The sequence below is a fragment of the Pseudomonas mangrovi genome, assembly GCF_003052585.1.
Lineage (GTDB): Bacteria > Pseudomonadota > Gammaproteobacteria > Pseudomonadales > Pseudomonadaceae > Aquipseudomonas > Aquipseudomonas mangrovi.
In genome coordinates this window covers 56,173-77,324 of sequence record NZ_QASN01000022.1, presented here as the reverse complement: position 1 = coordinate 77,324, position 21,152 = coordinate 56,173, and the positions used below count along the sequence as shown (strand labels likewise).

23 protein-coding genes are annotated in these 21,152 nt (G+C 60.0%); 12 read left to right on the top strand and 11 right to left on the bottom strand.

Annotated features, from left to right (window positions below; translation table 11 throughout):
• Window positions 1–228: 228 nt before the first annotated feature.
• The 6 genes from DBO85_RS18485 to DBO85_RS18460 all read right to left on the bottom strand — a co-directional run bounded on the left by DBO85_RS18485 (window position 229) and on the right by DBO85_RS18460 (window position 7,141).
• Window positions 229–726: a hypothetical protein gene (locus tag DBO85_RS18485; RefSeq protein ID WP_108109227.1), complete on the bottom strand. Its 498-nt coding sequence runs from the start codon at window positions 724–726 to the stop codon at window positions 229–231.
• A gap of 81 nt (window positions 727–807) precedes the next feature.
• Window positions 808–1,917 carry a cyclic nucleotide-binding domain-containing protein gene (locus DBO85_RS18480; RefSeq protein WP_108109226.1) on the bottom strand — a complete coding sequence of 370 codons (1,110 nt, stop codon included), beginning with the start codon at window positions 1,915–1,917 and terminating at the stop codon, window positions 808–810.
• Window positions 1,910–2,896: a 1-aminocyclopropane-1-carboxylate deaminase/D-cysteine desulfhydrase gene (locus tag DBO85_RS18475; RefSeq protein ID WP_108109224.1), complete on the bottom strand. Its 987-nt coding sequence runs from the start codon at window positions 2,894–2,896 to the stop codon at window positions 1,910–1,912. Before DBO85_RS18475 ends, DBO85_RS18480 begins: the two co-directional genes overlap by 8 nt.
• A gap of 2 nt (window positions 2,897–2,898) precedes the next feature.
• On the bottom strand, window positions 2,899–4,266 hold the full coding sequence (locus DBO85_RS18470) for a chromosome partitioning protein ParA (RefSeq protein ID WP_108109222.1): 1,368 nt from the start codon (window positions 4,264–4,266) through the stop codon (window positions 2,899–2,901).
• A 310-nt stretch (window positions 4,267–4,576) separates the two neighbouring features.
• The gene (locus tag DBO85_RS18465) at window positions 4,577–5,005 is read right to left on the bottom strand and encodes a nuclear transport factor 2 family protein (protein WP_108109220.1); all 429 of its coding nucleotides are present in this window, start codon (window positions 5,003–5,005) and stop codon (window positions 4,577–4,579) included.
• A 99-nt stretch (window positions 5,006–5,104) separates the two neighbouring features.
• On the bottom strand, window positions 5,105–7,141 hold the full coding sequence (locus tag DBO85_RS18460; RefSeq protein WP_108109218.1) for an NADPH-dependent 2,4-dienoyl-CoA reductase: 2,037 nt from the start codon (window positions 7,139–7,141) through the stop codon (window positions 5,105–5,107).
• A gap of 254 nt (window positions 7,142–7,395) precedes the next feature.
• Here DBO85_RS18460 and DBO85_RS18455 point away from each other — a divergent pair, with 254 nt between their 5' ends.
• On the top strand, window positions 7,396–8,331 hold the full coding sequence (locus DBO85_RS18455) for a carbon-nitrogen hydrolase family protein (RefSeq protein ID WP_108109216.1): 936 nt from the start codon (window positions 7,396–7,398) through the stop codon (window positions 8,329–8,331).
• Window positions 8,328–9,365: an AraC family transcriptional regulator gene (locus tag DBO85_RS18450; protein ID WP_108109214.1), complete on the top strand. Its 1,038-nt coding sequence runs from the start codon at window positions 8,328–8,330 to the stop codon at window positions 9,363–9,365. Before DBO85_RS18455 ends, DBO85_RS18450 begins: the two co-directional genes overlap by 4 nt.
• Window positions 9,366–9,742: 377 nt before the next feature.
• On the opposite strand, the gene DBO85_RS18445 is transcribed toward DBO85_RS18450, so the two are convergent.
• Genes DBO85_RS18445 through DBO85_RS18430 form a run of 4 tightly spaced genes read right to left on the bottom strand, consistent with a single transcriptional unit; the run spans window position 9,743 to window position 12,668 of the window.
• Window positions 9,743–10,576 carry a transporter substrate-binding domain-containing protein gene (locus DBO85_RS18445; protein ID WP_108109212.1) on the bottom strand — a complete coding sequence of 278 codons (834 nt, stop codon included), beginning with the start codon at window positions 10,574–10,576 and terminating at the stop codon, window positions 9,743–9,745.
• A gap of 37 nt (window positions 10,577–10,613) precedes the next feature.
• Entirely contained in the window at window positions 10,614–11,366 is a 753-nt protein-coding gene (locus DBO85_RS18440; protein WP_108109210.1) for an amino acid ABC transporter ATP-binding protein, read from the bottom strand.
• Window positions 11,363–12,022, bottom strand: a complete 660-nt coding sequence (locus DBO85_RS18435; protein ID WP_108109208.1) for an amino acid ABC transporter permease — start codon at window positions 12,020–12,022, stop codon at window positions 11,363–11,365. Before DBO85_RS18435 ends, DBO85_RS18440 begins: the two co-directional genes overlap by 4 nt.
• Window positions 12,003–12,668 (bottom strand): amino acid ABC transporter permease, encoded by a 666-nt coding sequence (locus DBO85_RS18430; RefSeq protein ID WP_108109206.1) that lies wholly within the window; start codon window positions 12,666–12,668, stop codon window positions 12,003–12,005. The genes DBO85_RS18435 and DBO85_RS18430 overlap by 20 nt, the downstream gene beginning before the upstream one ends.
• 694 nt (window positions 12,669–13,362) lie before the next feature.
• Between DBO85_RS18430 and DBO85_RS18425 the strand changes: the two genes are divergently transcribed.
• The 9 genes from DBO85_RS18425 to DBO85_RS18395 all read left to right on the top strand — a co-directional run bounded on the left by DBO85_RS18425 (window position 13,363) and on the right by DBO85_RS18395 (window position 18,908).
• The gene (locus DBO85_RS18425) at window positions 13,363–13,638 is read left to right on the top strand and encodes a hypothetical protein (RefSeq protein WP_108109205.1); all 276 of its coding nucleotides are present in this window, start codon (window positions 13,363–13,365) and stop codon (window positions 13,636–13,638) included.
• Window positions 13,639–13,767: 129 nt separating this feature from the next.
• Window positions 13,768–14,070, top strand: a complete 303-nt coding sequence (locus tag DBO85_RS18420; protein WP_233356647.1) for a hypothetical protein — start codon at window positions 13,768–13,770, stop codon at window positions 14,068–14,070.
• 94 nt (window positions 14,071–14,164) lie between these two features.
• A complete protein-coding gene (locus DBO85_RS18415; RefSeq protein WP_108109203.1) occupies window positions 14,165–14,455 on the top strand; it encodes a toxin-antitoxin system YwqK family antitoxin in 291 nt (96 codons plus the stop codon).
• A gap of 586 nt (window positions 14,456–15,041) precedes the next feature.
• Complete coding sequence (locus tag DBO85_RS19165) at window positions 15,042–15,464, top strand: tetratricopeptide repeat protein (RefSeq protein WP_146168223.1); 423 nt, start codon at window positions 15,042–15,044, stop codon at window positions 15,462–15,464.
• Between the two features lie 82 nt (window positions 15,465–15,546).
• Window positions 15,547–15,855: a hypothetical protein gene (locus DBO85_RS18410; protein WP_108109201.1), complete on the top strand. Its 309-nt coding sequence runs from the start codon at window positions 15,547–15,549 to the stop codon at window positions 15,853–15,855.
• A 96-nt stretch (window positions 15,856–15,951) separates the two neighbouring features.
• Window positions 15,952–16,332, top strand: coding sequence for a hypothetical protein (locus DBO85_RS19160; RefSeq protein ID WP_146168222.1), 381 nt, complete (start codon window positions 15,952–15,954; stop codon window positions 16,330–16,332).
• 150 nt (window positions 16,333–16,482) lie between these two features.
• The gene (locus tag DBO85_RS18405) at window positions 16,483–17,022 is read left to right on the top strand and encodes an AAA family ATPase (RefSeq protein WP_108109199.1); all 540 of its coding nucleotides are present in this window, start codon (window positions 16,483–16,485) and stop codon (window positions 17,020–17,022) included.
• Between the two features lie 390 nt (window positions 17,023–17,412).
• The gene (locus tag DBO85_RS18400; RefSeq protein ID WP_108109197.1) at window positions 17,413–18,069 is read left to right on the top strand and encodes a tetratricopeptide repeat protein; all 657 of its coding nucleotides are present in this window, start codon (window positions 17,413–17,415) and stop codon (window positions 18,067–18,069) included.
• Window positions 18,070–18,191: 122 nt separating this feature from the next.
• Window positions 18,192–18,908, top strand: coding sequence for a tetratricopeptide repeat protein (locus tag DBO85_RS18395; RefSeq protein WP_108109195.1), 717 nt, complete (start codon window positions 18,192–18,194; stop codon window positions 18,906–18,908).
• Between the two features lie 221 nt (window positions 18,909–19,129).
• Here DBO85_RS18395 and DBO85_RS18390 read toward each other — a convergent pair whose 3' ends face one another.
• Entirely contained in the window at window positions 19,130–20,188 is a 1,059-nt protein-coding gene (locus DBO85_RS18390; RefSeq protein ID WP_233356646.1) for a GlxA family transcriptional regulator, read from the bottom strand.
• 1 nt (window position 20,189) lies between these two features.
• Here DBO85_RS18390 and DBO85_RS18385 point away from each other — a divergent pair, with 1 nt between their 5' ends.
• Entirely contained in the window at window positions 20,190–20,966 is a 777-nt protein-coding gene (locus DBO85_RS18385) for an MBL fold metallo-hydrolase (protein ID WP_108109191.1), read from the top strand.
• Window positions 20,967–21,152 lie beyond the last annotated feature (186 nt).

Here is a 21,152-nt window from a genome sequence, read left to right as displayed (position 1 = left end):
CGAGAACCAAGGCGGATTACGCCGCTACGCGGCTGATCCGCCCTACTGACGCACCATCTTGGGCGCAGCATGGCGCCCTGCTCAAGACTGGATCCAGGCGTTGGCCAGGGCTTGCTGCGGGGCAAATTCGGAATAGACCACGATTCCTTCACGCTGCGTGGGAAACGCAAAGGCTCGTTAGGCAAGAACAATGGTCACGAGTAACTTTCCAGAATAAACCACCCACTCTTATTGAAATAACCTCCCCTCCAATTCATAGCTAGAAAAATCCGACCAAAAAGAATTTTCATCCACTTCTGAATGAAAATATTTGAAACTTTTCATTTTTTCAACATCACTTTCCGACAAAGAGCTCACAAAAGAAAACAGCTTTCTATCAACCCGATGGACGTCAAAAATCAAAGAAAATATTTTCTGGGAAAGTTCGAATGAGATGTTTTCGTCCCGCATAAAATTATTCAAAACGCCGTCCCGCTCGTTACGCAACTTAACAAGCCGCCAATAAAGCCGAACAATCTCAATCGGCTTTTCCAGAAGGGAAACGTAATCCTCATCTATCCTCTTTAAAAGACCCGACTCATCATATGATTTTTGAAATAATGTGAACCCCCCGAAATAATCCTGACCATCGATACCAAATGTCCTTACACGAAAAAACACCCCCTCCGCGCAAACCTCCCAGCGCACGACATATTTAAAATCACCCCGAACGAACTCCTCAATCATATACACCACTCGCTACCGATAATAAGACAGCCCGTAGGGCGCAATAAGCAAAGCGCATTGCGCCGGCCTGCTGCCGATCAGCTAGCGGCTGCGCTCGGTGCGGCCGCCCGAGCGCGCCAGGTATCCCGATCCGCTTTCACACAGCAGTCCATCGCGCTGGATGGCCGGCAGTGCGTCGAGGCCATCACGCAGCAGATAGGCGGAGAACCCCATCTGCGACAACAGGAAGACCGCGTTGGCGCTGCGCTTGCCGCTGTCGCAATAACACAGATAGGTGCGCTGCGGATCGAGCAGACGCGCCTTCAGACGCAGCAGCTGCAGCGGCATGTGCAGCGATTGCAGCGCGTGCGCACGCTCGTACTCTTCCTGCAGGCGCACGTCCAGCCATTGCGCGCCCTGGCTGAGCAGACGGGTCGCCTCACCCAGCGAAACCTCATTGACCACCGGCGCCTTGAGCAGCGCAAAGAAGTCCTGGCGATCCAGGCGCAGCACCATGCCGTCGTCGAGCATGGTCACGCTGGCATTGCGCGGGCGGTCGGCCAGCAGCGCCTCCTCGCCAAAGCAGGCCCCCACCTCCAGCTCCGCCAGTACCTGGCGAGCACCGCCTTCATCACGGATCACCTCGGCCCGGCCGCTCTTCAGAAAAAAGCAGCAATCGCCCTGCTCGCCCTGCTGCAGCACCCGATCGCCGGCCACGACCGACAGCGGCTGCAGGCGGTCGAGCATCGCCTTGACGTTGGACGGCGGCACCTTGTGGAACAGTGGATTTTCCAGCAGCGACTCGATCCACTCGACGTCCTCGCCAGCGGCGCCGAGTTCCAGCAGCAGATCCTGATAGGCCAGACGCCAGGTGAGCAGGCGATTGAGCGTGGAGCTTTCCAGCGCCAGCACGCTGATCGAGGTCAGCGCACGCGCTTCATGCAGGCGCGGCACGCTCGGTGACAGCGGATGGCAGCTGGCTTCGCTGCCGGCACGCAGCACTTCCTCGCTGCCATCCAGGGAAATCAGCTGCAACTCGCCGGTCAGCAGGTAGTAGGTCAGATGCGCCTGATCGCCCTGGCGAAACAGCACCTGTCCGGCCAGCAGATGCTGTGGCACCAGTTGGCTGCGCAGTTCGCGCCACTGCTGCTCGGACAACACGTTAAGTGGCGTGAGGCTGCGCAGCTGTTCCGGATTCAAGGGTTCATTCATGTAACGCCTGCTCCGCAGGTTGAATATCGAACGAGTCGACGGGCCCCGCCAACGCCTCCAGACGAGGCTCCATGGCCCTGCGCCCCTGCAGACCGCCGCTATGCACGAAGATCAGCCGGGTACCCGGAGCAAAGTAACCGCCGAGCACCTGATAGCGCAACGCCATCAATGCTTTAGCGGTGTACAGCGGGTCGAGCAGTGGCACGCCATTGTGCTCGCATTGCCGAATGAAGCCTGCCAACTCCGCATCAACTTTGCCAAACGCGCCGCGGCTGCCATCCAGCAGACGATAGCCCGCATCGGCACAGCCCGCCTCACGCAGAATCTCCGCCACCCGGCGCTCGACGCCATGCCCCGACGGTACGGCCGTGGCGCCGTGAACCGGGTGCTGGCCATTCTCACCAAGCACAAGCCCGGCCAGCGTGGTTCCCGTCCCGGCCGCCAGCCACCAACCGTCGTAGCCGCCCCAGCCGACGTCCTGAAGCTGGCCACGTGCCTGCTCCACCAGCACCTCGCAACCACGCGCGCCGAGCAGCCCGGCACCGCCCTCGTCGATGCAGTACAGACGCGGATGGCGCGCCCGCCAGGCATCCCAGAAGTCCTCGCGATGGCGCTCGCGATAGCCGCCGTAACCAAGCCAGTGCAGTTGCATGCCGAACGCCTGCAGGTCGCGCACCGTGGGAGTGTCCTGCGGGTGTCCGCGCAGCAGGCCGAGGGAAGAAAAACCGCAGTGCCGGGCCGTCGCGGCCAGCGCATGCAGATGATTGGAGTGTGCCCCACCCAGGCTGGCCAGGCAGTCAGCGCCGGCCAGACGCGCCTGCTGCAGATGGCCGGACAGCTTGAACCACTTGTTGCCGCCGAGCAGCGGGTCGATCAGATCCAGCCGCAGGATGGCCAGCTCGACCGCCGTCCCTTGCAGCCAGTCGAGCTGCAAGCGCTGCAGCGGCGCGCGCGGCAGCCGGGCAACGTTTCCGCTCAAGGTCAGCTGACGGTGCGCAGGCGGGTGGCGGTCTTGTGACGGTTGCAGCAGTTGGAGTCGCCGACGACGAAGCGGCTGGGCGAGTCCACCCGGTCGATGGGCATGCCACAAGCGTCGCCGTTGGCCAGCTTCGCTTCGCAGGCCGGCTTCTGGTAGTGCGCCAGCCAGTGCCGGTACTGGTCTTCGGAGACGAAGCACTTGGCCGCCGCGTAGCCGAGCGGATTGTCCTGGTAGCGGGCGATGTCCTGCAGCGGGATGGTCAGGTGACCGGCGCCCGGATGGTAGACGACGAAGACCACGCCGAGCTTGGAAAGCCGTTCGAGGATCTGCTCGCCGCCCTGGCTGGCGTAGGTGTCACGCTCGCGCTTGAGTTTTTCCAGCTCCTTGAGCTGCTGCGCGTCCTGCTCGGCGCGGTAGGCCAGCTCGACGTCGCGGATGGCGACCTGCTCCTTGTACTCGGCCACCGCCGCGGCGATCTTGGCCTGCATCTCGCTCTCGAACTGGCGGCGCAGCGCACCGGACTCGCTCTGGCCATGGCGCTCCAGCTCCTGCAGGCGCTGGGTCATCTCCTCACGCGTCTGCTGGAAGGTATCGGCCTGGGCGTTGAGCTCCTCCTTCAGGCTGGCGTTGAGCTCCTCCTGCTGGCGCAGCGCCTGATGCAGGTTGTGGATCTCGATCTGCAGCGACTTGGCGTTCTCTTCGCCGGCCAGACGAAACTTGGCCAGTTCCTCCTCGTGCTGCTGGGTCAGGCTGGCGATGCGCAGGCGCTGCTGCTTGATCAGCTGTGCGGTCTTCGCCCGGTGTTCCTGATCGAGCTTCTCGGCCACTTTGTCGGCGGCCTCCTTGGAGGGGGCCGCGGCGTACCACTTGTCTTCGGAAACCATCTGCAGGCGATCGGCGGTAACCGATTGCGGCTCGTCCTCGACCAGCAACCCCAGGTGATTGCGCCTGACCGCGTCGCGCAGCAGCACCAGGTCGTTCTTGCCCGGCACCAGGCTCGGGTCCCACAGGTGCATCTGGTGCCAGGACACCGGGCACTGACTGCGGCAAGCCAGGCGGATGGGGCCGGCACCCAGGTCCGGGCCGCGTCCGGCGCGGTCGGCAAGATGGCGCAGCGGGATGTTCCAGCCGCTGTCGGTGGAGCCCTTCTCGTCGAAGTCGATCAGGAAGAACACCGCCGCGCGCACCATCAGGCGCGGATTGATCAGCACGTAGACGACGCGCATCTGCTTGTCGGCGTACTCGGGCAGGTTGACCACGCCATCGAGCAGCGCCTCGAATTCCGGGAAGAGCATTTCCTTGCAGACGCCACCCTGTTCACTGAAGAACATGACGGCTTCAACCATCTGCGGTTTGCTCTGAATGCTCATGCTTTTCTCTCTAGTCCCGGATGAGCGCCCGCTTCACATTGCAGGCTGGGTTTTCTACTCGGCAGAAACGCTGAAAAATCAGGCGCTTTCTCGCACGCTCGGGCAAGTCTAGGGGAAAAGGAGACGGTGGCAATGTGACTCCGTTGGCACTCGTCCGGCTCCTGCGGCAAAGGAGACCTGCACCACGGTGAAAGTGTGACGGGCTTGGTGGATCGGTGCTTTCGATCCTGCAAGGAACGCGACCGCAGCATCGAATGCGGTCACAAAAAGCGCGGCAGGCGCCGGACGACGCCCAAGCCGCGCCAACCACTCAGCGTGCGGCTGCCAGCAGGGGCGCCAGGCGGCGCCCCATCTCCTCGCCGAGGGCCTGCAGCCCGCTCATCGGCCGGATCATCACCTCGAATTCGCGGATCAGTCCCTGCTCGTCGAAGCGGATCATGTCGATGCCCTTGAGCTCCCGCTCGCCCACCCGCGCGCTGAATTCCAGCACCACGCTGAGGCCGTCGGCGCTGGCCAGCTGGCGGTGATAGACGAAATCCTCGAACACCTTGATCACGGTATTGAGGATCAGGTTGACCATGGGCGCGCCCTGGTATGGCTTGAAGGCCATCGGCGAGCGGAACACCGCGCCGGGTTCGAGCAGTTCATGCAGCGTGGAGAGATCGACGGCCTCGACCATCTGGTGCCAGCGTTGCAGGCTGGCCTGGGCGGCGGGATGCAGTGCGGGTGTGGCGTCCATGAAACCTCCTTCACGAGAGAAGACCCGGCCGCAGTCGGCAGCGCCGTCAGCCGGGTGATGCGGTCCGGTCGAACAGGGGCGGCGAACCGCCCCTCAGCATCAGAGCCCTGCGGCCAGACGCGAACCCTGGTTGATCGCGCGCTTGGCATCCAGCTCGGAGGCGACATCCGCGCCACCGATCAGGTGCACCTGCTGGCCGGCGGCAACCAGGCCGTCGTGCAGCTCGCGCAGCGGGTCCTGGCCTGCGCAGACGATGATGGTATCGACCGGCAGAACCTGCGGCTCGCCACCGGCGATGCTGATGTGCAGCCCGGCATCGTCGACCTTGAGGTACTCGACGCTGTTGAGCATCTGCACGTTCTTGTTCTTGAGGCCGGTGCGATGAATCCAGCCGGTGGTCTTGCCCAGGCCGTCGCCCACCTTGGTCTTCTTGCGCTGCAGCAGATAGACCTCGCGCGCCGGAGCGTGCGGTTGCGGCTTGACGCCGGCAATGCCGCCGCGCGCTTCGAGCCCCAGATCAATGCCCCACTCCTTCCAGAACGCCTCGCGGTCCAGGCTGGTGGAGGCGCCGTCATGGGTGATGAACTCGGAGACGTCGAAGCCGATGCCACCGGCACCGATCACCGCGACCTTCTTGCCGACCTGCTTGCGCGCCAGGATCGCGTCCAGGTAGCCGATCACCTTGGGATGCTCGATACCGGGGATCGCCGGGGTACGCGGCTGGATACCGGTGGCCAGGATGATCTCGTCGAAGCCGCCGGCAACCAGCGCATCGACATCGACACGGGTGTTCAGGCGCAGATCGACGCCCACCTGCTGCAGGCGATTGGCGAAGTAGCGCAGGGTCTCGTAGAACTCTTCCTTGCCCGGCACGCGCTTGGCGACGTTGAACTGGCCGCCGATCTCGGCCGCCGAATCGAACAGGGTCACGCTGTGGCCACGCTCGGCAGCGACGGTGGCCGCGGACAGCCCGGCCGGGCCGGCGCCGACCACGGCGATCTTCTTCACCTTGGCGGTAGGGATGTAGTTGAGCTCGGTCTCGTGGCAGGCACGCGGGTTGACCAGGCAGGTGGTCAGCTTGCCGCCGAAGGTGTGGTCCAGGCAGGCCTGGTTGCAGCCGATGCAGGTGTTGATGTCCTGGCTGCGGCCGGCCGCGGCCTTGTTGACGAAGTCCGGGTCGGCGAGGAACGGTCGCGCCATCGAGACCATGTCGGCATCACCCTCGGCCAGCACCTGCTCGGCGATTTCCGGGGTGTTGATGCGGTTGGTGGTGATCAGCGGGATCTGCACCTCGCCCTTGAGCTTGGCGGTGACCTTGGTGAAGGCTGCGCGCGGCACCTTGGTGGCGATGGTCGGGATGCGCGCCTCGTGCCAACCGATGCCGGTGTTGATCAGGGTCGCACCGGCCGCCTCGATGGCCTTGGCCAGGGTGACGATTTCTTCCCAGGTGCTGCCGCCCTCGACCAGATCGAGCATCGACAGGCGATAGATGATGATGAAGTTCGGCCCCACCGCCTCGCGCACGCGACGGACGATCTCGACCGGCAGGCGCATGCGGTTCTCGTAGCTGCCACCCCAGCGGTCGGTGCGCTGGTTGGTGTGGGCGGCGAGGAACTGATTGATGAAGTAGCCTTCGGAACCCATGATCTCGACGCCGTCGTACTCGGCCTGCTGCGCCAGCAACGAGCAGGTGACGAAGTCGGCGATCTGCTTCTCGATGCCCGCCTCGTCAAGCTCGTTGGGCTTGAACGGGTTGATCGGCGCCTGGATCGCGCTGGGGGCGACCTGCTTGGGGTTATAGGCATAACGGCCGGCGTGGAGGATCTGCATGCAGATCTTGCCGCCCGCCTCGTGCACCGCGCGGGTGACGATACGGTGCTTGTCGGCTTCCGCGTCGGTGGTCAGCTTGGCGGCGCCCTGGTACACGCCACCTTCCTCGTTCGGGCCGATGCCGCCGGTGACCATCAGGCCGACGCCGCCACGGGCGCGCTCGGCGAAATAGGCCGCCATGCGCTCGAAGCCGTCCGGCTTCTCTTCCAGGCCGGTGTGCATCGAGCCCATCAGGGTACGGTTCTTCAGGGTGGTGAAGCCCAGGTCGAGCGGGGCCAGCAGATGCGGGAAGGGGGTGGCGGTCATGACTATCTCCAGGCTGAAGCTTCACGGGGTTGGCGACTGCCGAACAGGCAGCGCCGGTCGCCACCTCGACGGGCAGCGATCAGTTTGTGAGCAGACGATAGTCAGGCGAAGCGGCGCCCTCAATGATCCAAAACGACAACTTGCTGATCAAAATGAACAGGCCACCCTTGGCAAGCTGCTTTAGGCGCCCTACCCTTTGCCCCTCCTGACGGCCCCTCCATTTCCCGACCGTCAGCCCGGAGCCCGCACACCGCATGCGCAAACTCGCCTCGCTGCTGATCCTGCTGCTGGTCCTTGCCGGCATCGGCGGCTTTCTCTACTGGGCCGACCTGCGCCCTTCCGCCCACTACCTGTCCGACCTGCGCAGCCATACCCATGGCGAACCGCAGCCCGAACGGAGCGCCGGCAATCTGCTGCTGATCCGCCCGCAACTGTTCCCGCTCGACTACCAGAGCCCGGCCCACCTGCGCCTGAAGCTGGCCGCTGCGCTAGATCGCGCCCGTGATGAAGGTCTGCTCGGCAGCGACACCCTGGTGGTATTCCCCGAGCACATCGGCACCTGGCTGCTGGCCCGCGACGAGAAGCCGGAGTTCTATCGCGCGCGCACGCGGCAGGAGGTGCGCGACTGGCTGCTGCTGGGCAATCCGTTGCTCGCCGTGCGCGTGCTGCTGGAGAACCTGGATGCCGACCGCCTCGACGAAGCCCTGCTGCGGATGAAGGCCGAAGGCATGGCGCAGGACTACCAGACGCTGTTCAGCGGCCTGGCGCGCGAATACGAGGTCGCCCTGGTGGCCGGCTCGATCCTGCTGCCCGAGCCGCAACTGCGTGACGGCGAGCTGCACAGTGGCGACGGCGCCCTGCGCAACCTGAGCCTGGCCTTTGCCGCCGACGGTAGCCTGCTCGGCGAGCCCTATGAGGAAGACTGGCCGTGGCAGGCGCACGACGCCCGGCAGCAGATCCCGCATGCCGCCGGGATCATCGCCATCGAGCGCAGCTGGCAGCCAGGCTATCCGCAAAGCCAGGTGCGTCTACCGGATGAAAGCAGCTCGCCGCCGCTGTTCCTGCGCGGCAAGCTCAGCTGGCCGATTGGCGGCGCGTCGCGCGATATCGAGCTGACGCCGACCCAGGCAGAACAGGCCAGCGCCGAGCCCGGCAGCCACCTGATCAACATCTGGATCGCGCCACGGTGAAAGCCGCGCGGGTGCGCCTGGGTGATCTGTCGGTCGGCTTCGTGCAGAGCCTTGCCGATACCCTGCGCGCACTGGCAATCCCTCCCGAACCGCTGCTCGAACAATACGGCCTGGATGCCGCGCGCCTGGCCGAGGCGCACGGGCGCCTGTCGATTCCGCGCTACATGCGCCTGGGCCACGCCGCCATCCAGCTGGCCCAGGAACCCGCCATCGGCCTGCTGATGAGCCGCGTCAGCCGGATGAACCAGCTGGGTCTGGCCGGGGTGACTGCGGCGCAGGCACCCACGGTGCGCGAGGCGGCCCGCGCGCTGATCCGTTTCGAGCCGCTCTACGCGCAGAACTACCGTGGCCAGTCGAGCTTCGCCGAAGACAGCCAGGGCGCCTGGCTGCGCTTCTATTCGATCAGCCCGTACAACGCCTACAACCGCTTCGTGGTCGACTCGGTGATGGCCAGCTGGCTGGGTCAGCTGGGCCAACTGGCCGGCTGCGAGCTGAAGGCGGAAAAGGTCCAGATCGAATTTGCCGCACCCGACTACGCCGCGCGCTACGCCGAGTTCTTCGGCTGCCCGGCGGAATTCGACAAGGGCATCAATCAGCTGCGCCTGGACCGCGACAGCCTGGCTTTGCGCAACCCGCTGCACTGCCCGAGTACCTGGCGGCAGTTGCTGGAGTTGGCCGAGCACGCACTGGAGCAACTGACCCGCACCCGCAGCCTGAGCGAGCGGGTGACCCGGCTGCTCGGCCCCCTGCTCAAGGGTCGCGAGCCGGATCTTGCCGAGATCGCCGCCAAGCTGCAGCTGCCCGCCTGGACACTGCGCCGCAAGCTGGCCGAGGAAGGCAGCGGTTACCGCGAGATTCTCAACGACACGCGCCGGGATCTGGCGCTGACCTACATTCGCGATACTGAACTTGCGTTCGGCGAGATCGCCTTTCTGCTGGGTTTCGCCTCGGCCGAGGCGTTCCAGCGTGCCTTCAAGCGCTGGAGCGGGCGAACGCCGGGAGAGTTCCGCCGCAGCCAGCGCCACACCGGCTGATCACAGCTCGGTGGCGTCTTCCGCCGGCTCGCCGGCGTCCTGCTCCCAGGCACGGTATTCGAGTATTTCTTCCTGATATTCGTCCATCCGGTATTCCTCCAGACAAAGGGCCTATGACTGCCTTGAAAACAAGGACCGTGCCAAAAGAGTCGTCTCGGCGAAAATAAGTTCCTCGTCGCGACTGACCCACGGCATGACCACGGCTGCCGACAGCCTGGCAAGGGGAGATGAACAAACGATGACCGCGCCCGATGGCCGCGCGCGGAAAAGACCGGCGGCCACCTGCAAGGTGTGAGCTGGTGCTTGCACCAGGCGCAGCGCCCAAAAATGGGTCACCGCAGCCTGCGATCAAGTGCGAATGGACGTCGGCTGCGGCCCTACTCGGCGCCGGCATCCATCAGCAGCCGCTGCGGGTCCATGTCGTCCGGCAACTGGCTGCGCAGGTAGCGATCGTAGAGCGTGAGCATCACGCCCTCGCGGGTCATCGCCTGCAACTCGCCGTTCAACCAGTCGCGCAGCACCCGATTGCCCTTGCGCACCGCCGGGGCAACGGGCGCCACGCCACCCAGCTGATCGTCCAGCACGCGATAGCCGGGATGCTGCTTGGTCCAGCCGTACAGGACGATGTTGTCCTGCACGTAGGCATCGCCCCGCCCGTCCGCCAGCGCCTGCAGCGACAGCGAGGTGCGCTCGTACTTGAGCAGGTTCATTTGCGGATGGTTCTGGGTCAGCCAGAGATCGGCCGTGGTGCCGCTGGTGACGATCACCGTGCGCCCGGCCAGGTCGGCGAAGCGCTGGATGCCGCTGTCGTCGCGCACCAGCGCCTGCACCGCCACCTGCAGGTTCGGGTAGGTGAAGTCGACCACGCCCGCACGCTCGGGCGTGACCGTCATGTTGGCGAGAATCAGGTCGACCTTGCCGCTCTGCAGCATCGGCACCCGGCTGGCCGGATCGACCGCCACGAACTCCACCTTGCTCTCATCGCCGAGCAGGCGTTTGGCCAGGTGCCTGGCCAGATCGGTGTCGTAGCCGACGTAGTCGCCCTGTTCGTCGACATAGCCGAACGGCGGCTTGTCGGTGAACACGCCGGCGATCAGATGGCCGCGCTCGCGGATGAGCTGCAGGCTGTCCTGGCGCTCGCCGTCATCCGCGCCGCAGCCCGCCAGCGCCAATAGCGCAACCGCTACCCAGGTTTTCAATCGGACGATCATTGTCGATTCCTTGTGTGAAGCAGCAATCGGCCGGCGCTCACTTGCGCCGCGGCACGTTCTGCAGATAGGAAAAACGTTCGAGAAACTGTTGTGCGCGGGCCGTGCGCGGCGCGCTGAAGAACGCCTGCGGCTCGCCCTCCTCGGCAATCCGACCTTCATCCATGAACAGGATTCGATCGGCCACGGCGCGGGCGAAGGCCATCTCGTGGGTGACGATCAGCAGGGTCATGCCGCCGTCGGCCAGGTCGAGGATGACATCCAGCACCTCTTTGACCATCTCCGGGTCGAGCGCCGCGGTCACCTCGTCGAACAGCATCACCTCGGGATTCATGCACAGCGCGCGGACGATGGCGATGCGCTGCTGCTGCCCGCCCGACAGCTCGCGCGGATAGGCGCCGGCCCGCTCGCCCAGCCCGACCCGCGTCAGCAGCGCCTCGGCCTGCGCCTGCACCTCGGCCCGCGCGCGCTTCTGCACCTGCAGCGGCCCGAGCAGGATGTTCTCCAGCACCGTCATGTGCGGGAACAGCTGGTAGCTCTGGAACACCATGCCGATGCGCTGGCGCACCCGGCTCCAGTCGCTGCCGGCATCCAGCGCCTCGCCGGCAAACTGCAGCCCGCCCTCGCCGATCTCCAGCCCGTTCAGGCAACGCAGCAGCGTGCTCTTGCCGCAGCCGCTGGGACCGATGATCACCACCACTTCGCCGCGCTCGACGCGCAGGTCGATCTCGCGCAGCACCTGGGTATCGCCGAAGCGCTTGCTGAAGCCGGACAGTTCGATCAACGCGCTCATGCGTAACTCCAGCGCCGCTCCAGCGCGCGCGAGGCGAGCGACAGCGGGTAACAGATGAGGAAAAAGAACACGAACAGCGTGCCGTAGATCAGCACATGTTCATGGGTGCGCTCGATGATCTGCTGGCCGACCTTGATCACCTCGATCACGCCGATCAGCACCGCCAGCGAGCTGCCCTTGATAAGGCGCGTATAGACGTTGATGGTCGGCGGCGTCATGCGCTTGAGCGCCTGCGGTATCAGCACCAGGCGATACAGCTGCCAGGTGCTCAGACCCAGCGCCAGGCCGGCCTCCCGCTGCGCCCGCGGCAGCGATTGCAGCCCGCCGCGCACCACCTCGCCGACCTCGCTGGCGCCCCACAAAGACAGCACCAGTACCGCGCAGGCAAAGCTCGACAGACTCACCCCGGTCAGCAGCGGCAGGCCGAAGAAGAACAGGTACAGCCAGACCAGCAGCGGAATCGCCCGGAACAGCTCCAGATAGAAGCGCAGCAGCGCGTCCAGTGCGCGCCGGCCGAGCGAGCCGAGCACGCCATAGAGCAGCCCGCCCAGGGTGCTGCAGAGGATCGCCGCCAGGGCGATCGCCAGCGTCTGGATCGCGCCACGACCCAGTTGCGGCGCCACCTGCCAGAGCAGTTCAAGACCCGAACTGGGCATGCCGCAACCTCCTTTCCAGCGCGCGAAACAGCAGCGACAGCGGCACGAACAGCAGCACGCAGAGCGCGGTCATCACCGCCAGCATCTCGTAGGTTTTCGAATACAGCCCGATGTAGTTCTTGGTGGTGTACAAAAGCTCCGGCACGGCCACCGCCGAGACCACGGTGGTTTCCTTGACCAGGAAGATGAAGTTGGCGAACAGCGCCGGCAGGCTGAAGACGCCCGCCTGCGGCAGGATCACATGGCGAAACAGCTGCCAGCGCGACAGACCTATCGCCATCCCCGCCTCGACCTGCGTGCGCGGCACCGCCTCGATGCCGGCGCGCAACACCTCGGTCAGGTAGGCGCCGCCCATGAAGGTCAGCGCGACAATCGCCGAGCTGTAGCCGGACAGCTTCAGCCCCAGGCTCGGCAACGCGAAATAGATGAAGAACAGCTGGATCAGCAGCGGCGTATTGCGCGCCAGCTCCACATAGGCACGTACCAGCACACCCAGCACCGGCAGCCGCAACAACAGCACACTGCTGCAGAGCAACGCCACCAGCGAGGAGGTGGCGATGGCGATCAGCCCAAGCTCGACGGTCAACCCCAGCGCGCGGAAGAACGCCGGCAAAGTGCCGAGCAGAAAGGCCCAGTCAAAGGTCACGGGCAACCCCGCGAGAGCGATGGTGAATCAACAGCATCCAATGATCCTTGCGACCCGGCGGGAGCGATGCAGCTGCCAGGCTAAGCGAACACGAAGCCACGCAGCATAAAGGGCGGGAGGCGGAGCGGCCAGCGCGGGGCGGCAGAGTGGCCGGCAGGATCGAGGCGATCAGGGATATGCAAGGGTGCTGGAGCCGAAAACAGGTGATCTGGACGACCAATTAAATCCATCCCTTTCCGGTCCACTTTCCGCCCGACTCGACAGCAGCCAGCCCTCCCCCCGCGCCCTTGCCCTGCCAACAACCCCATACAAATACGGCTAAACGCTTGAGCGTAGTTACCGCACTGATCTAACCTCCGATCAGCAAGGAAGTGCAGCACCCACCTACCGGAAAGGATCGCCGTCATCTTCCCGCTACCACCCAAGACACAGCTTTCCGCCAGGCGCTACTGAGGAGCGCAACCCGCTTCATCGCCCTGGTGTAATGGATTCACGAAAGACAGCAGTCAAGCGAATACGGAACCGCGCCGAAGAGGTCGGCCAAGGCGCTGTTTTCAAAGGGTATTTTGAATAGAAGGAACTCTGGAAATCCGGAGTTATACCGCACGCTAGCGTTATGTATTAATGCAGCGCGCTATCTAATCACTGTTATGCGCCTACGGCAATTTGGCATTCAGTTATACATGGAGAGTAAATGAAGCAGAAAACCAAAAGACCACTTGGCCTCAGAGTCTTTAATGCACTCGGCGTAACTCTACTTCTGTCATCCGTGATTTACATTCTAGTAGCGGGCTTCCATTCTGTTGCTATGGCTGCTGTAGCATTTTCTATTGCAGGCGTAGCAACACCTGTTGTTCTCAGCGATGACGGCCCATTAGAAATACTATTAGGTACTCTCGAAGCAATAGTCGATGGCGTCCTTGCGATAGTCGAAGGCATAACTAGTGCAATCTCTGGTCTGTTCGGTTAAACGCATAACAATTGGTTCAAACCGTTCGCTACGCTCACTGGGACGGGCTAAAGCCCGCCCCTTAACCAAACGTTATGTGCTCGCCGATACTGGTGAATTATTTAGATATTGAAGGAGTGGGCAATAAGTATGGAAAATGATATGTGGTTTTATCTTGGCTTTATGGCAATCCCATTTATTTGTCTCACCGTGATGTTCGTTGTGCTTGTCATTACGAACAGCAAAACAACAGGTGAAATAAAATTTATCCTGCCTCCAGAGATTCTTTTGAAAATCTTTGCTGTATTCCTTCTTACCTGTGTAGTTTTCATTCTTGCGGTCTCGAAGATATTATCTGAATCGGCAATTGCAGCCCTTCTAGGCGCAATAGCAAGTGGAACACTGGGAATCTCATTTGCTACACGGAAAGGCAAGCAAGATGAAAGCACATAACAAACGGCTGTTGTCGCCCCTTCGGGGCTGGGACGGCCTTTCCGCTGCTATGCAGCTACAAGTCCGCCCCAAAGCCGGGCGTTAGAGGCACCACATGGCTGACCTGCAAATTGCAGAAATTCCATATGAGAACGGAAAAATCAAATTCCGTTACTCTCGCTACTTATCCTCGGATGAATCACGATGGATAAGATACGGCCTATTTGTTGCGTACCATCCTAATGGAAAAATTGCTTCAGAAGGAAATTATGAGCATGGTTCGGAGCAAGGGCTTTGGCGTGACTTTCACGAAAATGGCAAACTAGCTGCCGAAGGCGAATACCAAGCAGGCGAACAAATAGGTAATTGGAAATATTGGAATAATGAAGGTGTCAGCGAAGGCTAAATGCCCCTAACAATTGGTTCAAAACGTTCGCTGCGCTCACTGGGACGAGCTAAAGCCGGCCCCTTAACCAAACGTTAGGCACAAAAGCAGACATGAGCCATCTAGTCACACTCCTACTTCTTTCTATTTGCACTGCAATACTAACCAAGCGTCAGAGCGCTATAACCACATCCATTCTATTCATAACAATCATTGCCTACGGAGCCCTTGTATTCCCAAATATTGATGGCATAGCAGAGGCCATCAAGTGGCGTATAAATGATGCCGGAGGCGTTATGACATACAAATTCATCGACGACACAGCCGATAAAGACTGGTCCAACCCAAAACAATGGAGCCACATGTTTAGTCAAATCCATCAAACCTATTGGTGGCTAGTGTGGCCGACCTACTTCGGCATTGTTCATTTCATCGCCAGAACCCTCAGGCGCTCTGGCACCGATAAAACTTGTTAGGGTAGAAAACAGTGTCGTTCATGGCATCAGAACTCAACCCAGTATTGAGCCTAACAATTGGCTCAAGTCGTTCGCTCCGCTCACTCGGGACCGGCATAGCCGCTCCCTTAGCCAAACGCTAGATTTTCAGCATGAAACCAAAACTCTACAACGAGGTGCATGAAATAGTTCTGAAAATAGTTAGTGCTTCTGAGGTCGATGATCAGAGGACTGTATGGTCGGCCTATCAAGAATTAGTGGAATTATGCGAGGACAGCGAAAAGGCTGAAATAAACCACCCGTTCCAATGGGAGACACTTGGCGATTTTACAAGTGATAAATCTATAGCGCTCAAGTTCTACAGAAAAGCACTAGGCTACGCTGTTTCAGCAGAACTATATGAATACACTTCATCCATATGCCTAGCAATGGCCGAGGCTTATCTAGAACTAGGCAGCTTGGATCAAGCCAAATATTTTGCAGCGCAGGCAAATGAAGCTGCCGTCACCACAAATGACTTAGAGCTTAAAAAAGATATAAGTGAACTCCTGCTGCAGTTATCGAACCGTACCTAACTAGTGGCTAAAACTGTTCGCTGCGCTCACTGGGACGGGCTAAACTCCGCCCCTTAACCAAACGTCAGGGCTAGGGATGTCGATGAAGAATATTCAGGTAATCGATGGAGCGGTTAATTGCGTATATGACATCTTCGCCGCGACTGACGATGAGTTTTCTCTTGTCTTTCCGGAGGGGACTAACGTAGCGTTTATTGATGAAGTTCTTGAGCGTCACGCGGAGCAAGCGCTGGATGACGCCTTCAAAAATATATGGACGCGCCCCGTTCGCAAGTCAGAAGTAATGGGCATCCACGGAATACTGTTTTATGAACTCGACGCAAAGAAACCGTACTATCCAAACAGACTTGACGAAGATGCTGTTAATCCAGACGGCACCCGGCTCCGATAGTGGGTCAGCGCTAGCATGGTGCTAAAGTTCGCTACGGCCTAAGGCCCCCACTGGGCGCCCTTTTCAGGGCGCCGCTTAGCTTCGCGTTAGGAACATATGAAATATCACGACTATCACCTTGAAAGCTACGAAGTGTTCGAACTTGGGGAATCCATTACCTTCAATTTGGTTTATGCGCGTCCCGGCGAGGATGCAGACAAAAGCCTTATAAAATTTAAAGGTGTAGCACTTCATCACATCATCAATACAACTGTTCCCATAATCACTGGCATAGAAGAAATTTCTATAGAGGTACTTTTATCCAAACACTCAACCAGAATAACAAAGTGGAGCCAAATGTACGGGGTTAAGCATTGGAAGTCGGACATGGCTAGTTATGCAGCGCATCTAAAAAATAACGAATTTAAGGCTTGGGAAATAACATCAGCGATTGGCTTTTATGGCTTTGTAATTGCCAAAGAAATTACAAATGACTAATAAGGTACTCCAACACCATTCCGGCGGTTCGCGCTTCCACTCGATAGTTTGTAAATAGCGCATTTGGCGAATTGCTGCACAGAGCTTATCGCAACGCGCTACTTACAAACTGCGATTGAACACAATCGTTATGCGCCATGAGGCAAAAAAATGAACAAAGGAGTATTGACATTTTTCTGTGGAAAAATGGGAGCAGGCAAAACCACAAAGTCTCTTGAAGTTTCTCATAAGCAAAACGCCGTACTGCTTTCTGAAGACGAGTGGCTTGCCTCTATTTATCCGGACAGCATCCAGACATTGGAAGATTACGTAAAATATTCTGGTCGACTCAAGCCTCAAATGAAGAAGCTGACTCAGTCGATCTTGGCAGCAGGAACCAACGTGGTAATGGACTTCCCTGCAAATACAATTTCGCAACGAGAGTGGTTTAAAAGCATTTTCTCTGAGATCCAGGCGCCTCATGAGTTGATTTATATCGATCAGCCAGATGACATTTGCTTGGAGCAAATTGCAAAAAGGCGGATAGAGCAGCCCCAGAGAGCGGCAACTGATACGGAAGAGATGTTTAAGATAGTTACAAAGTATTTTGTTGCCCCCACACCTGATGAAGGGTTCAACACAACAGTAATTACGGTTAAAGGGGACAGATTTATTTTCAGCAGAAAAGAGGCGGGCTGGACAGATAGGTGAGCCTGTCCCGTTCTCCCCTTTTCTTCCGCAGCCCCTAGTGTGAACTGATGCCCCGCAACGACGCACGAAGGGCACTCAAGGCTTGGAGCGCCGAGAATTCGCTGATCAAATGGCGTGCCGGCGTGGTACTGGCAAGATGAGCACGCGGTGGTCGATGAGCATTGCGTTGACGGACACAATGCAGGAAATATCGGTTTGTCAGCTCTCGCAGGCCGCCCTACATTGCAAGAGCCTGTTCCGGTTCCGTCATGGCTTCACAGGCTTTTCAGCTTGGTGACGATGCGAGGTATCACTGACAGCGCGAAAAGCCGCCACAACGACACCCCAAGAGCAGATTGAGGCACACGGGGCCAACCGACCCAGGGTCATTTTTTAAAAAAAGGAAGTCAGATGAAGTTTCTATTAATTTACCTGAATATGACAATGGCTCTCGCGTCGTGCCTGGCCTTCGCCTCTGATGATCTTTCTCTTGTCCAGCAAAAGGCGCTGCAAGGTGATGAGTCGGCACAAGGCGAATTAGCCATGAAATATTATCGCGGCAACGGCGTTGAACAAGACTACCAACAAGCAATGAAGTGGGCCCTTAAGCTGGCAGAGAGCGGCCATCATGACGCACAGGTCTTCGTAGGAAGCATGTACCACAAAGGCGAAGGCGTGCCCGTAGATTATGTCTCTGCAAAAAAATGGTACGAGAAAGCGGCCGCCGACGACTATCACAAGGGCTATCTAGCTCTCGGCATTCTTCACGAAAATGGGCAAGGCGTTCCCCAGGACTACTCTCTCGCCTCAAAGTTCTATTCGACTGCCGCAGAAAAAGGCCTTCCAATCGCATATCTCTACCTCGGAAAACTTCTGGAAGAGGGCCATGGGTATTACAAGGATCTATATGCCGCCTATACGTGCTACCGGGTGGCCTACCTTCTGGGAGCTCCCGAAGCCGAGGAACCCATGAATAGATTGCTGTCTGCAATACCCTACCCAGACATTATCGCGGCAGCAAATGACGAGGCCACCAAAACCGCGGAAAGGTACGTGCGCCTGAAGTAGAGCCTTGCGCAACTGCGGCAACAGACTTACTTATCCAACAGGCCATCCCGCCTCGCAGCGTTAAAGACGAACCTCATTCTCGGCTTGCGAAAATCCGCGAATATGGCAAGGAACTCAATCGCATGAAACTGAAAACCATCGCACTTACGGCACTGCTCTTACTTTCAAGCAATAGCCTGCTGGCCGGGAGCCAGCCGGACACAGTTGAAATGAAGTCCCGACTTGGGCACGCCCCCTCGCAATACGAAATTGCCGAGCGTTACTACAAAGGCAGCACCCTGCCCAAGAATTACGCAAAGGCCGCCCAGCTATACATGAAATCAGCGGAGCAAGGCTTTCCCAAAAGCCAATACTCAATCGCCTACATGCTCGAACATGGCCAAGGCATACAAAAAGACTTCAAGTCGGCCGCCTATTGGTATCGAAAATCCGTCGCCAGCAACGATACAAGATCCATGCTGAGACTGGGCCGACTCTACGACCAAGGCTTAGGCGTTCCCAAAGATCCAAGTGAAGCATTCAAACTGTACAAACAGGCTGCAGAGCTAGGGTCCATGACCAGCCAACTCAATCTTGCCGACATGTACGAAAAAGGCGACGGCGTGGCGCAAAGCAACGTCAAGGCTTATTTTTGGTACAAAATTGTCTATCACAACGGTTACAAGCCCGCCGCGGACAATATAGCCAGTCTTGAAAAAAGGATGTCTCAGGATGAGTTGGGGAGCGCGACAATAGCGTTCGCAACCTACCTGGATGAAAAATCATTTGATGCCTCGCTCAAATCTCTTACAAAGGACGCCGAAGAAGCCAGGGAGCAATTTGGCCGCCCAGCGCATTGATAACTGACGTCCCGCTGACAGCCGATCGCTGAAGGCCAATAAGCAAAGCATTCCTCCTTCTGTCGAGGATGCTGGGGGCCAAGGATGTGGCCCAGACTGATGACGGCTGACACAGAAAAGAAAAAGGGGACGGATTGAGCTGCCCCCTTTTCCCACACGCCGGCTGCTCTCGGCCAGGCTACCCACTCAACAGCACGCCCTCTGCCTCGATTGCGACGGCTTCAGAACCGGGCAAATCGTTGCCGGTACTGAGCCGGCGTCAACTCGGTCAGCTCCTTGAACATCCGCCGAAGATTGGAATCGCTGCTGAAGCCCAGCTCGCTGCTGATGGTCTTGAGAGGGACAGAGGTCAGGATCAGGCGCTCGCTGACCTGATTCAACTTGATGCGGCGTGCATAGCTCGCCACTGCGCTGCCCGTTTCCGCTCTGACCTTGCGCGCCAGTGTTCGCTCGGTCATCCCCAGCGCCTCCGCCAGTGCGCGGACGGTGATCCGCTCGGCTGGCAAGCCTTGCACCAGGGTGTGCAGCCTGCGCAGCAGTGGGCTGGCCTGCTCGATGAGGCTGAGGGCCTGGAAGGCTCCGTGCGCCTGGGTTGGGCGCGGAAGCACCATCAGTCGGTTGAGGTCGTGAAATACCGTTGCACTGACCTGCCGCTCGATCAGCGCCTGCGCAAGCGGCAGGTAGCCGTTGACGCCACTGGCGGTGCCCGTGCGCTCGGTGAAGACGCAGTTCCGCTCGTACTGCCAGGACACCCTGGGATAGCGCAGAAGCAACGCATCCGCCAACCACCAGGTCGCCGTGGCGGGTTGCCCATCAAGGCGGCCACTGGCCGCAGCCAGGCAGACGCCTGTGCAATAGCTCCACACGCGGCAGCGTTTGCCAAGCTTCGCCAGGCTGGCCAGGAGCGAGGCGTTATCAGCCAGGGTCGCTTCCACCTGCTGTGCTGACTCCGCCCAGAAGCCGGGGATCAGTACCGCCCCCAGAGGCAGCTCTGCCAGGCCGTGACTCGCCGCCAGTACCAGACCATGGGCGCAGTCGACCGGACCAGGCTGCGCGGCGACGAAATGTGTTTCGAACAGGGCGAGCCCGGTTCGTCGGTTCGCGGCGTGGAGCATATCCGCAAAGGCCAGAAGCCCTGCGGGCATGCAGCCGGGGAAGAGCAGAAGACCGATTCGTAGCGTAGTAGGCATGACTGGAAATGAATCATTTATGTCGTGTACGGCCATTATGGACAACGCGCCCTCTCGGCACCATGAGTCCTCACAACCAAGGGGGCTCATGATGAAAATTCAGCAGATCCGCAACGCCACGATCATTCTCGAACTCGGTGACAACCGTGTCCTGGTCGACCCGATGCTGGCACGCAAGGGAGCCCTGCCCTCACTGCGGTTCTTCAAGGACCGCCAGAGAAACCCGACCGTCGAACTGCCCGAGGGGACTCACGAGGTTCTGCAGTCCATCACCCACTGCCTGATCACCCACTGCCAGAAAGGTCACTTCGATCATCTGGACAGAGCAGCTACCCGCTGGTTGAAACAGCGGCAGACGCCCGTCATCTGCACGCCACATGACGCGGCTCATCTGGCGAAACTGGGTTTGAACGTCCAGCCATTGCCCGAAGGGCACCGGGAACCGACGCCTTTTCTGGGCGGAGTCATCCGCAGCGTGCGCTGCACCCATGGCGAAGGCGTGGTTGGCCGGTTGATGGAGCATGGGGTCGGCTATCTGATCGAGCTGCCTGGCGAGCCCAGCCTGTACCTGGCCGGCGATACGATTCTGACACCCGGCGTGCGTGACTTCGTGCGCCAGCATCAGCCGCAGGTGAGTGTGATACCCGCGGGTGGAGCGCGCTTCGATGTGGGCGGCGACATCATCATGGGCGTGAGCGATGTGCTCGAGTTCACGCGCCTTTGCGCCGGGACCGTCATTGCCAATCACTTGGAGGCGATCAATCACTGCCCTGTTACCCGGGCGGGGTTGGCACGTGCCGCCAGGGACGCAGGCAGCGCTGAGCGACTGCTCATTCCCGCCGATGGCGAGGTACTGGCGCTGGCCTAGCAAAACAGGGACAGATCCTCACCTGGAGCAGGCACATGTGCCTGGGCAGGCGTCCACCTGCTGACACCTTCTGGTCCATGTGCTGATGCTGGCACGGGCGGTTCGCGGCCTAAGAATCCCTGCGTTCAGGCACGGCCGCGACGGTCGCTCGGTAGAGAACGCCGCGTTCATCGCGCGAGTGCGAAA